This window comes from Alsobacter sp. R-9, from assembly GCF_054612375.1.
The window spans coordinates 312,999-326,226 of record NZ_JBTSWJ010000001.1 but is presented as its reverse complement, the minus strand read 5'-3'; the positions used below and the strand labels follow the sequence as shown (position 1 = coordinate 326,226).

Genomic DNA, 13,228 nt, shown 5'->3' with positions numbered 1-13,228 from the left:
CAATTTTCGGATTTTTCTCACAAGGTGTGCGGAAAGTCTCTCTAGCTCCCACGTCACGAGATGTGTCTTTGCCTCGCTCAAGCCAATCATTAGTCGCACATGAATCAAGAACGCTCACTCACATTTCGCCCCGTTACGAACTTGGTCCTAAAGAGCCCTCCATAATTATTTCGGCTTTCTCCAATTGGAAAGTGGATGCCGAACGGACGCAGTTCGAGACGCTTCCGACGAGCTTGAACTCTTCAGGCCCCTCCCACGTCGCCTCGCGTCAGAGGCACCTCCAACCAGGTTCTCAGCCGCTCTGGCACCACCTCGTTCAGCCGCCAATGGATCGAGATCGGCGCATCGCCCTCCCACGAGACAAACTCGACTTGCCCGCAATAGACGAACGGCGTCGGTTTCGAGCCCGTCTTCTTGGTCGGACGGATGAAAAGATGGATCCGCTTTCCCTTTTCGCGGTGACGGGAGAGCAACTGTCCATGCTTCGAGGCGCGTGTCGTCCGGTTCTGGCTCTGCCAGGCGAACTCCCGATCCGAGATGAAATGATCGACATAGCGGTGGTCACTGGTCATCCCGTCCTTCGAGAGCGTTACCAAGAGGAAGACGTCCGGGTCCTGCACCACGAGCCCCGCGTTCCAGATGGCTTGGCTGAACGTGAGCCCGAAGGCCGGGGGTATCTCTTCGCGCAGATAGCGCTCCCATAATGCGACACCGCCTGCCCCTTGGTTGCCGGTCGCAATGTTCGCGCCGCCCAGCGGTTCCATTTTCCATGTCCCGCCAGTCGGGATGAGCTTCACGCGCTCGCCACGCCCCGGCAGCCCAGCATCGGGCCCGAACCAGCGCCTCAGGACGTCGGGGAGCTCGTTCTCGTCCGTCCCCGGACGCCGCAGCACGTTGATCGCGATCTTCGCGACGACGGCCTCCCGCTCTCCGCCATCGACGGTGACCACCAGGGGGCCTCGCTCCAATCCGAGGCTTTCCGCCGAGTTCGGGAGGAACAGAATGGGCCGATCGCCGGTGGCTCTTGAGACACGGCAGATGATGTCCCGAACTATCGGGTCTTTACGGGAGAGATATTGCGCCAGCCGCCAGTCGAGGATCTCACGTGCGAGTTCCTTGAACGCCGCCCGCTCACTTACCGTGAAGGTCGTCTCGAAGCGCCCGTCGTTGAGCCGGAAATAGGAGACGCCGCCGGTCCCTCGCGCCTCGACCAGTGCACGGACCGGGTTCGCGACGAGGAGGCGCTGGAGGGCGGCCGCGTCCTCGACGTCGACGGAGAAATCCGCCCGCACCTTCGCCATCCGAGCCGCCAGTCGGCTTACCTGTTGCGTGAGATCGGCGAGCGCGATGGAGCCTGGCAGTGCATCGGCGGCCAGCATCGCCAGCAGGAGGATAATCTTGTAGCTGCGTGTCGCCTCGGTCTTCTCCAGTTGTTCCAGCAGGGTCCGCGTCTGCGACCACGCCGCTCCTTCGGCGGCGCTCAGACCCTCCATGCGCGCCACGAAGCCGAGCCACGAGCGATCGCTGTTAGAGCGGGGACTGAAGCCTTCGTGGAAGGCCTCGACGGCCGTCGGCCTGGCGCCATGCTGGGCGAGAAAGTCGCGGTAGAACGCCTCCAGGGCCTGGTCGGTGGAGGTCGGCCGCAGAAGCGTCGAGAGACTGTCGACGGCCTCCAGATCGTAGGTGACGGAGCACCCGTCAGGCAGATCGAGCCCACCAGAACGCACGGCGTCGAGCACCCGCCGCAGAGCCCCGTCGCTATTGGCCTCCATCCCCGTCATGGCGGCGATGGACCGCAGCTTCGTCAGGAAGGTGCGATGGTTGCCGACGTAGTCGATCACGTTGAGATGCGGCTTCTCGGGCGCCCGCCGCAGCCCGCGGCCGAACTGCTGCATCCAGATGACGGTCGACTCCGTCGGCCGAAGCATCAGCACTGTGTCGATCGCCGGCACGTCGACGCCCTCGTTGAAGACATCGACCGAGAAGATCACCTCGAGCTGCCCCTCGGCGAGCTGCTGCAAGGACGTCGTCCGCGGCGCGCTACCGGATCCCGAATGGACGGCCACGGCCTTCACGCCGCGCGCCCTGAAAAAGTCAGCCATGTAGTCGGCATGACGCTGCGAGCAGCAGAAGGCGATGCAGCGCTGGGCCCCGTGCTTTCGGAACTGGTCGAGCGCGTTCTGCGCGCGCGCCTCCGTCGCCACCGCCGCCGTCAGTTCGTCGAGATCGAACCGCGCGTTGCGCCACGGGATGTTCTCGTAGTCGACCGTGTCGGGGACGCCCCAGTACTGGAACGGACACAGAAGCCCCGTCGCGATGCCACGGGTGACGGAGGCCTCGAACACCACATTCTCCTGGCAGAGCGCCAGGAGATCGCCGCCATCCATGCGCTCAGGCGTCGCCGTGAGCCCGAGCAGGAACTTCGGCGAGAAGTGGTCGATGATCCGCCGATAGGTGGTGGCGGCAGCGTGATGGAACTCGTCGACGACGATGTAGTCGAAGGCGTCGGGTGCGAACCGCGTGAGGTGGTTCAGGCGCCCCAGGGTCTGGACGGAGGCGAAGGTGAGGTCGGCGCGCTCATCCCGGTTCGACCCGTCGATGCGGCCGATCGAGGCCGCGGGTCGAATGCGACGGAACGTCTCGATCGCCTGCCCCAGAATCTCTTCGCGGTGCGCGACGAAGAGCACGCGTTGAAACGCCGGGCGGTCGCTGTCGAAGGCGGCGAGCCATGTCTTGCCCAGCCCCGTCGCCAGCACGACCAGGCCGGCCGTGAAGCCGTCCGCCCGCGTCGCCTCGAGTGCCTCGAGGGCTTCGATCTGGAGCGCATGCGGCGTCGGGATCGGCGCAGGCGGATCCTCCGCGAGCCCGGCCTGCTTCCAGTCCGGTGTGGCGCGCTCCTGCTCGTAGCGGGCGATCCAGGCCTCGTCGACGCGCCTGGTGGAGCACGAGTGGAACAGATCCTCGAACCCGGCGGTGATCTCGCAGAACCCCTGCGCGTCGCTGCTTGCAATGACGCGGTAGTTCCACTCGATGCCGTCGGTGAGCGCGGATTGCGACAGGTTCGAGCTCCCGACGAACGCGACGCCGTCGCGCCCGGTCAGGAAGATGTAGGTCTTGAGGTGGAAGCTCTTGTCCTGGGCTTCGTAGACGCGCAGATCGAAAGAGCCGCGAGCCGGCGCGAGCGCCAGGTCGTTGAGACGGCGCAGGGCGACCGGCTCCGTCACCTGCAGGTAATCGCCGACGAGCAGGCGCGCCTTGCCACCACGGGTGAGGAAGTCGCGCAGGTGCTCGACGATCAGCCGCGCTCCGCTGTCCATCAGGAACGCGACAGCGATGTCGCAGTGCGTGGCCCGGTCGAGGCGCTCGCGCAGATGGGTCAGGAGGTGGTCCATCTCGCCGCCTCTCACGAGGCGCCGCGAGACGTCGACGGCGTCGAGCTCGCCGCTCGATCCGCTTGCAGCGCTCGGGCCGCTCGGGCCGCCCTCGGCCAGATAGTTCGCCTTGGCGGGAATAACATGCCGCACGCCACCCCGCGGATCGGCGACGTCGCCGGCGTAGCGCGGAATCACGTGGAGGTGAAAGTGAAAGACGGTCTGTCCCGCGGCCGCCCCCTGGTTGAATCCGACGTTGAACCCGTCTGGCCGGTGCCGCTCCCGGATCAGCGCCTGCGCCCGGTCGAGGGCCGACCAGATCGCGGCCTTTTGCAGCGGGGACAGATCGTCCCACGTCGCCGCATGCGCCTTGGGCACGATGAGAAGGTGCCCTTCGTTCACCGGGAACCCATCCCATAGCGCGAGGATGATCTCGTCCTCGAACGCAACGCGAGAGCGATCGATGGAGCAGAAGGGGCAAGTCATCGTGGAAGCGGGAACCGACGAGGTGAGCGGATGGTCTCGCTCATGGTTTGAAGTGCAGTGCGGCAACGTCAAGCGATAGCTCTGCGGCCAGTCGGGCATGGAACTGGCGGCGCCTCGATCGTGTCATCTGCGGGCTCGGGTGGGATGGTCCTCTCTCACAGGGCCACAGTCGTCGACTTGGATGTCAAATTGTGACATCCCTACGTTAAGCTCCGCTTCAGACATGCATTTGCGTTCGAAAAACCTTGGCTTCCTTCGTTCGATCCATCAGGTTGTCGATGCCTGACGTAACATCCCATCTCACCCGCCGTTTTTGGCCGCCCGATGTATAGTCAACCAGAATAATTCTATCATGAAAATGTGCGCGCTGCCCAGATCTTTGCGGATCGAAAATGAGATGAGACTTCGGCACGCGAAGTTCTTGCAGAATATTCAGGAACTCCCGCTTTTGATACTCTAGCGTCTCCGGGACGCGCGAGGACCGCCGCACATCGTCCTCCCGCCACCGCAACGTGATCGTTCCCAGTCCGTCCGACAGGTCTACCAACAAGGCGAGAAACTCTGCTGCCTTTTGGCGATTCCGGTCGCCAGAGAGAAGATAGGGGTCGATGATTCTGAAGTTGGGATTTGTGACACCTCGTAGTATTTGGAATGGCGTGGATACATCGCGGGGCTTGCCGTCAGGCTCAAAATCGAACCTATGCGTATCGGCAAGCACCTTCCCAAGCCAAGATGCAGAAGGTCGCGTCGTATCCAAAGCTGACAGCGCAGCATGCAATGGCCCTGAAAGTGCCGCGGCGAGCCAAAGATTGCCGACCAGTAGTCCATCAAGGATTGGTACTTGCGGGGTGTCTGAATAGATTGCCAGGCACTCACCGTTGGCCTCGGCCCAAATGCGAGGGACGAGGACATCCCCTCGAAGCGGCAGGCGATGAAAGAGGATCCGCCCGGACTTCTCCATGCGGGCTAGTTCTTCAATGGCTGAAAGCTGCGTGGGCGATGACAGACGATCAATAGAGAAGGCCGGCTCATTGACAAAAATGTACACAGAGCGATCGTTGCTCGAGTCGACAAAGCTGCGAATGAACCGAACCGTGCCGTTGGCTGTCTCCTCGCTGGCGGCGCCTGACAATGAGGTCGCCACGAGGTTGAGTCGGTGGGCCCCGGAAATCCGGTCGCGCAGGCCGGCCAGCGACGGCGATGTCCAAGCCGTAGCCTCCGGCGGCGCGAACGCGGATGGCGGCACCCTGTCAGCAAGCAGCTCATCCAGCCAGGGCAGCACCAGTGTCCGGTCGAACTGCTCCCAGTAGTGTTGATTTCCGTAGTCGTTCAAACACTTCGCGCAAGAGCTGGCACACTGAGCGGGGCAATTCAGGATTGACCGCGCCATACGGAGCAGCTGCGATGCCGACAGTCGTCCGGGCTCGCACAACCGGCGAACGTAGCCGGCGCCTCCTGCAATCGAGTCGTAAAGGACGACGACAGGTCGACCACCATCGACTTGGACTGTGGCGCTTACGTCCCGCGCGTCGGTTTCTAGTAGCCGTGCCGTAGCGAGCCGCAGAGCTTCCGCAAGCGTACGCGTGAAGTTCAGATGCTTTCGGTGCTCCAGATCGTTCTGGAATTTTGGGATCGGCGCCTGGAATGCGAAGGTTCGAACGTCCGTCTCGAATACATGCCCGAGATCGGCCGGCCGATTCAGCGAGTCCACGGGGCACCGTTCCCCTGTTCGGGGATCCGAATGACTGGTCTTGATAGGCTTGCCAAACCTTGCATCGCGCGGAGCTGCCTCCGCGTGTTCGCAACGGGGGCATCTCGCATAGCCACCGCCCAGCGGGCCACGGTTAACGACGAAAAGCCGACCGGTCGGAGCGCGATCGTCGAGACCGCGCGCAGGAGCAAAGAAGGATGAGACCAAGCGAACGTCGGTGAGATCGTGCAGATGGAAAGGCGCTTGGGTCACCAGGCGCGCCTCCTCGACCCTCCGCTGCCGGACCCGCGATGCGCCGGGATCCCTACCCTCTCGATCCTGATATGCGGTGAGAAATCCCTTCGGCTGGATGAAGCTGCCAATCTGTCCAGTGGCTGCCGCGCACTGCGGGCACTCAGGCTCAATCTCGTCGCGGTGCATGGCAATCTGCACATGCTGGCAGGCTTGACACACGCAGTAGGACTGAAGCGGCATAAAGTCTTTGGGATATCGAATGATGCCGGCGCTGACCCAAATCCGGCCGCCCGCAACGACTTCCGCGCCGGGCGCGTATTCGGATATGGCGACAGTGGCATCCCGATCGAGTTGAATGGCGGCGTCCTTGTCCCCCGCAAGATGAGAGCGCCTGCCGTGATCCTGCGTGATCTCGAGGCGGCAGCTGTGGACTGGGAAACTGTAGGTCGGGATCATTGCCGAGCGGGACAGCGCCGACACGACGAATTGAGAGAGGAGCTTTTCCTGCTCGGCTCCAAGTGCGGCCGCCGCCCTGTCGTTCCCGGCCTCCCGAGCTTCCGTTCGCCGTTGCTGCAGAGCCTGCCATTGCCCGGCAATTTCTCGAATGAAGGCTCTGGTCCGGTCTCTGGCAAAGCGTCTGAGTTCCATGCCGGAAAGACCAATGGACAGCATTCCCTCAGGCAGGTGCCGCAAAAGCGCTTCGGACTCCTCGTGAGCCACACTCCCCGAGGCACTCTCAGACCATTGATCGAAGCCGTCCAAAAGCAGACCTTCAGCGGCCTCGTCCATAACGTCGCCGAACACATCCTTGAGCCGAGGAGCTCCCCCCGCTTTCACATCGCTGAGCCGCTGACGCAGATATCCAGAAAGGATCGTTGAAAGCTGGTGTCGCCGAAAGAAATCAGGATTGTCGAGTGCGAGATAGGGGACGGGCGCCATCTCCTGGAGGAAATCGGCGAACCCCCGGAACTTAAGCTGATCGAAGTTCCCGTTGCGAGCCATCGTCAGGGCAATGGGGGCCGCTTGGGCACGTCGGCCGGCACGCCCAGCCCGCTGTTGGTAGTTGGCGATGCCTGGCGGCACGTTCTTGCAAACCACCGCTTCAAGGTCGCCAAGATCGACACCCATCTCCATGGTCGTCGTGCAGCTCAGCAGGTTGACCTCCCCTTCGCGGAACATCTCCTCGATTTGCTCCCGTCGAGACGTGCCGATCGCAGCCGTATGCTCGCGGGCGATCGCGGTCAGGGGGGAATCACAGACATATCGACTGACGTAGTGATTGCGGCTCTCGAAGGTGTTTCGCTCATCCGGCTCCAACGTCACCAATGCGCCCTTGCAGCGCCAAGCCGGGCAGATGCCTCGGATCCACGACTGGGTGCGAGTCCCGCACAGGTTGCAGACATGCAGTGCTATGGATCGGCCGCTCCCGAACGTGACCTCGGAAAGGTCAAGCGCATAGCCTGCACCGAACTTGCACAGCAGACGCTGGTCGGTAATCCCTTCGAAAAAGGCGACGATCGCCGCGCGGCTCCTGGCGGGGTCGAGGCCGAGGCGACTGAGGAACCACGTCAGGCGGTTCTCGGAACCTCCACTTGGCAAGAAGCCGCGGATGCTTGAACCTCGGTCCTTGGTCCGCTCAAGGACATAAACCCGTTCTTTCTGGTTGTGCTTCTCGGTCCAGACGCTGGGGTCAGTTAAGTCGAGTTCCTCGCCGAGATTCGTGATGGCCCGCCCGCGTCGAACCCAATCGAGGAAGAGGCTGGTGATTGCATCAGCATCGGCCGCGATCTCTGGCACGTCGCGACCAACGCGGTCTGCGACGGCGCGCAGCTTTCGAGAAGCGTAGCCCACCCGGATCAGTCCCAGCGCCTCGAGAGAAACCCGAGCGTTTCCAGGCGCGCAAAACTCCGCTGCGACCCAATTCAGGATAGCAGCCTTCGTTTGGCTAGGCGTTCGCTTGTCGAGCCCGTTCCGCGCGTACAAAGGGAAGGCAATTTTTCCCCGTGCTCGCAGGACCTTCCCGGCCTCCTCCGCCAGATCGGCCAGGAACATGGGTTCATCGGACTGTTGCTCGACGGCGCGCCAGATGGCGGCGCGGATGGCTTGGTCCCGGCTCGTCCTTTCGAAGAACGGGGCAAAAAAAGCGGCGTCCTGACGATTGTCCGAAAAGGCGAGGAGCTTGCGACCATTCATGGGACGCGGCTCATCAGATGCCGTCTTCACGGGCATGGCTTCCAGGAGATGCTGAGATGCAACGGCCGCAAGAGCGTCATCACCGGGGTGGAGCGACGATAGAGGCTCGCGGTGGATTCCCGAGGTTGCCTTGCAGCAACTGCAGCGGCGCACGAAACGGCGTCGCTCTTCCTCGTCTTCGACCATCTCGGCTTCAACAAGCGTCACGGTGCTCGGGCCCGGTTGGCTGATGACCCCGGTCAGCGGGTCAAAGCTGAAAGGCGTGCTTGAGTCGTCGTTGTCTTCCTCGTCGTCGTCAGCAATGGCTTCCACGCCATCGAGCAGGCGAAGCACGCGACGGTCCCCCCCCGGTTCAGGCTTGGGTGACAGCTTCCCTCCGACGACCCATCCCTCGATGTACGGCTCTCCGCAGTTGCGGCAAACGAGAAGAGGAAAATAGGGCACCCCGCTATCGTCCTCGTGCGACCGCTTCGGCATGAAGTCGCACCACTTCTCCGGGCGGGTTGGATCGAGGCGGACGACCCCGCCTTCGATGCCGCTCGCGGCGAGGTGATATCGGGCAGGAAGAATCGGAAATTCGCTCTCGTCTCGCCGAGCCCGCATGCAAAACGAGACCACGCCGCGAAGAGCCCGGGCGCGAAGCGATGGCGTGGCCTCGGGGAACAGCGCCGCCGCAGCCTCGTCCAGCCGCTTCACACCTGCCTCCAGGAGACGTGCGAGTTCCCGAACCTCCCACAGGCACGAGGCAATGGTGAGGAACGTTTCTCCGGGTCCTTCGTCGGGGGTTAGTTTCGCGAACCTCTCGAGCCCGCGCGAGCGGCACTCCGCATTCCATTTCCCGGCGTCGAGCTCAGCAACTTTCTCCACAACCTCGCATAGACTTGCCCAAGCTTCTGCGCCAACGCGTTCGGTCGGTCGCGGCGCCCGCAGCGCAGGATGAAGCATGCGCCGGCCGACAATGACCGCTTGGTCGGGGGAGGGAAATGGCGCACCAAAAAGCGCGCTGGCGAACTCGACCAGTTCACCTCTGCGCGACCCGTCGAGACTGGCGCTTGTGCCGATTGCACGGACGGATCCCGGGGCCAGGCCAAGCCGCGTTTTCAGCTTCCTGAGGAGGAAGGCGACCTCGACGGCCTGGGCGCCTGCGTAGGTGTGGATCTCGTCCAGGACCACGAAATCCAGCGCGGCTCCCGTGAAGAGAGGCTCATTTCGAGGAAGCAGGAGGAGGTGCTCGAGCATCGCATAGTTCGTCACCAGAATATGTGGAGGTCTGGCCAGCATCTCGTCGCGCGAGAGCAACCACGACGGTGGAACCCGACCACGAAGGTCAAGCGCACGGCAGACCGCCTTGTTGTCCAGAATACGGGCCTCTTCCTCGGCGCGACTTACGCTTGAGCCGATCTGCCCTGTAAACCGGCCAAACGTAATCCCGGGATCGCCAAGTTCACGCAACAGCAGCCGAGCAATCCTGAAATACAGCTGATCGTTCGCCAAAGCGTTGAGTGGATAGACGAGGATGGCTCTGACACCGGGGCCGGAGGTGCCGTCTCTAAGAAGATGATCAACGATAGGGTATAGGAAACTCTCTGTTTTTCCTGAACCTGTTCCTGTTGACACTAGGTAGTTCATCCCCATTGCGGCGGAAAGGATGGCCGTCTCTTGGTGCTTGTGCAGCTTGCGATCCAGCAAGAAGCCATGAGCGGTCTCGTCCATCTTCAGCCAGCTTCTGACCAGAACACCGGCTTCCACGAGTTCCCGTAGCGTCCGGCCCTTCTCAAAGTCCGGTAGGCTTTCGAGAAAGGGCCCGATCACGAACTCAGGCCGGCCGTCCTGCAACGCAGCAGCGATCCGTGCGGACAGTTGAGGCGCCCTCTGCTGCGACACCGGAACGGCCGTTCCCATGTACCGCGCCATGGCGGTGGCGAGGCCGTCTCGGAAGCGGATTGGATCGAGGTCGCTCATTTCGGTTCACTCATCGCGACAAGCCCCCACAAGATAAGGTAGAAGGCAAACAACTCGGGAGCCAATCGGATCAGAAACGCAATTGATCTTCGGACGCCTAACGCGGGCTCGGCATCGTTTCTGACGTCATCCCAAAAGGACGCACTGCGCTTGTATTGGCACGCTCTCGCAAAATGAGAGAGGACGGCAGGCAGAGCGCCGATGAGCGCCGAACTTCCGGAAATCTCGTCCGGGACCGGAAGCGCAGACGACAACCTTCCACGCTCCAGCTTCAATGCGATGCGCGTGGCTGCCGGCAAGCGCTGGAGGTTCGTCTCGCTTCCCTCGGGAGCGGCGCGCTGAAGACGGTTCAAGGCCCTCTCGCAACACCAACTGTGATGTTCAAGACTGAGCCACTCGCGGCGAGGGGTCCAGAAACGACCCAACTGGTCCACGGAATAAAGTGAACACAGGCTCTTGAACCGCTCGAAGTCGAACCCGCGCAGCGGCACCCATGTATCTTGCTTGGCGCGGGTTACATTTGCAAAAGAGATCAGAAACATTGGCGTGAGCGGGAAAAGGTCTCGCGCGTCTTGCACAATTTTACATCTCGCGAGGAGAGCCACTTTCTGAAGGTGATCGCCAGCGTCGCTATTCGCCTCGCTGAAAACCGCAAAATCCCGTGCGGGAGCCTCGTAGAGATCCGGGACGACCTCCAATGGATGGACGATCGGAACCCAAGACGGAGAGGAGTAGGGCGGAGGGACAGCCGCGCTCGCTGCCAGCAGGGCACGCCGGCCGTCATCGGTTGCTGACAATCGGCTTACCCGGCGTCGCCAATCGGCAAAGATGGTGGTCTCGATGCTGGGCCAGCATTCGACAGCGTAACAGCGCATCAGGGCGTCGGTTTCCCGCTCGACGATGGCGCTGTCGGGATCTTCTTCTTGGCGAGTCTCTACGCTGCCCGACATCGCGATACTGAACTCGTCGGCGCGTTCGTTGATCAACGGTCCCCAGCGGGCTTCGCCCTCGAACTGAGCGCGGAACTCGATCCTCCAAACGCCTGCGCCGAGGCGCCGTGGGTCCAATTCCACGGAGCCGACACGTCCATCTTGAGAACGGCTAAACCTCGTTACAAAGATGTCATTGGGTGGATCTTCGAGACGGCAAGTGATCTCCTCCCTGGCGCCAGACACCAGGTTGTGACCGATGACCTGAATTGCAGACAACTTCTGCCGAAACCTCCAGGTGATTTTCTTTCGGTTGCTCTGTCCTTCGATGGTTATGGCCTGCGGCACCGTTCCGCTGACGACGGTGGCGATCGTATAGGCCAAGTTCCAATCGCCGTAGGGCGCGTAGCGAACCTCCTGGTGGCCCGAGTTGGTGAGCAACGAGGCGAGGGACAATCGACGTTCGGGTCCGGCGAGAAACGGCGACCTCTCCTTCCGGCCAAGCACATCCAGTTCTGCTGCTCGATCGCTCGAACGGATGACGAGCGTCGAATCCAGCTCGCCGGAGATGACAACCTCGGACCCCAGGGCCAGTGCGCGCTCGGTCTTGTCTCTCGCGACAATGCTGAGGCCCAAACCGGGCCGAGGCACATCGAAAATGACTGGGCTCCCGTCTTTGTCACGGAAGCAAATCTGCGCGGACGCGTAATTGCTTCGGACGTCGAGGCCGAGCTTTCCGTCGACAATAGTCACGTTGCGGCATCCCTGAATGTCCAGGTTCCCTGGAACGGCGAGCGCATCGAAGACCATTCCCTCAACGAGTTCCCGCAACCCCGGCCAGAGCCAAGCCGAGGTGCGGGCGAGCGGCCGCAACTGCTGACGCTGCACAAGCGACAGCCTCAATCGTCCGAACACCCCCGAGCGCGGCAGGTCCTTCAGGTCGGCACACCACTCTGAGCCGTTGAAGCGCACCGGGACGCGAAGTGGCACCGAAAGCGCGGGATGCTCGGCCAAGACCTCGAGCTCTTCCTTGAGGGTGTCGGCATGGGCGGTCACGCCCACCCGATCCGGGCAAGCGATCAATGCCGCAGAGCTTGCGACGGCAATGGGCACCTCATGGAACAGCAGGCGCGGGCGGCCGCTCGGGACCAGGATAACGGTGCCATGCTTCGTCGTGACCGTCGCCTTAGAGGAAAGCTCGAGATAGTGGGCCTCGGCGTCGCGCCCGATGGTCGTGCTTTCATCGCCGTCGACCTGGAAACGAGTGCGCGAAATGATATTGACCGCCGTCGCGTCAACGCTTGTCTCCCCGTTGGTCAGCGGGAAGCGGCGCAGGAGACGCCCGTCGCTCGCATCGAAGGCCAAGCCTTCCGACGAACCAACAACGGGCATGGATGCCGGAGTTCCGTCGCCGACGCTCCAAAACACATGCTCGGGCCATGGGTCTGGTAGCGCCAGACGCTCGCCCGGAAGCAGAAGCCGTTCTCGAGCTTGCAAGCCGAGCATTACCGCGTTGGCGCCCCTCGGCAACTCCAACGCGAGTTCGCCTCCCAGAAAACTGAGGTTCGGGGGGGCAACGACCACCGAGGAGGACGGCTTAATGTCCTCGCTCGCTCGCTTGACGGCCTCTAGGAGCTTGGACTCGAACGGCGTATTTGCAACCTGCGCGCGACGGACCCTTTCGAACGCCGCGGCATGATACCCGGCAGTGTCGTACTGAATGACACGCCTGAGCCTCGTCATGCCGACATGGGCGAACGAAATCGCCTGGAGCGACCAGACGCTGAGCTGGGCTGTATCGTCCAGGGGAGGTGGTCCATGGTCTCGCTCCGCCCGAATGAACGCCCTCGCAAGTTCGGGGAGCTGTGCATGAGCCGCTCCAGCCTGAACAATATAGTCCTCAGTTCGATCGTGTTGACCAGGCGGCGGTAAAGGCAGGGCATATTTAAAGCACGCAGCCCGGAAGCACTTGCTCAAGGCCTCTCGTATTGATGGATCGATAGTATTCGCTCCGATCGCACGCGCTACTGGACCATAGATTTCCAGGTGGCCCTCATGACCATAATGGGTGGCAAGCGAAGACACTGTGAACCAAGCAGAAACCAACGGGAAAGTTCTGAAGAGATTGACGAAGCGCTCCTGGTCACCTTGAACGATCGTCTTGATCGCCAATGCAACGCGGTCGGTCAACGCGGCTTCAAGCGCATGATGCCCAAGAAACGGGGACGCGTCAGCGGAGTTGAGTTGCTTCCGAAGTTGGTGAGTGGCGGATTGAAGAACGACAAGACGAGCGTCATGGGCAGTGCCAGCCAAGTTCTCCCCCTCCGTCAGGCCGCACCCGC

3 protein-coding genes are annotated in these 13,228 nt (G+C 62.2%); all 3 read right to left on the bottom strand.

All coding sequences use genetic code 11. The features are described 5' to 3' along the window. Positions 1 to 242 precede the first annotated feature (242 nt). The gene (locus ACX9GQ_RS01525; RefSeq protein ID WP_459627762.1) at positions 243 to 3,857 is read right to left on the bottom strand and encodes a DUF3427 domain-containing protein; all 3,615 of its coding nucleotides are present in this window, start codon (positions 3,855 to 3,857) and stop codon (positions 243 to 245) included. A 217-nt stretch (positions 3,858 to 4,074) separates the two neighbouring features. Next, a complete protein-coding gene (locus tag ACX9GQ_RS01520) occupies positions 4,075 to 9,957 on the bottom strand; it encodes a DEAD/DEAH box helicase (protein WP_459627761.1) in 5,883 nt (1,960 codons plus the stop codon). After that, positions 9,954 to 13,199, bottom strand: a complete 3,246-nt coding sequence (locus ACX9GQ_RS01515) for a hypothetical protein (protein WP_459627760.1) — start codon at positions 13,197 to 13,199, stop codon at positions 9,954 to 9,956. The genes ACX9GQ_RS01520 and ACX9GQ_RS01515 overlap by 4 nt, the downstream gene beginning before the upstream one ends. Positions 13,200 to 13,228 lie beyond the last annotated feature (29 nt).

Bases quoted from the DNA above. Each gene is read 5' to 3' on its own strand.
- ACX9GQ_RS01525 (WP_459627762.1), bottom strand. From the start codon at position 3,857: ATGACTTGCCCCTTCTGCTCCATCGATCGCTCTCGCGTTGCGTTCGAG.
- ACX9GQ_RS01520 (WP_459627761.1), bottom strand. From the start codon at position 9,957: ATGAGCGACCTCGATCCAATCCGCTTCCGAGACGGCCTCGCCACCGCC.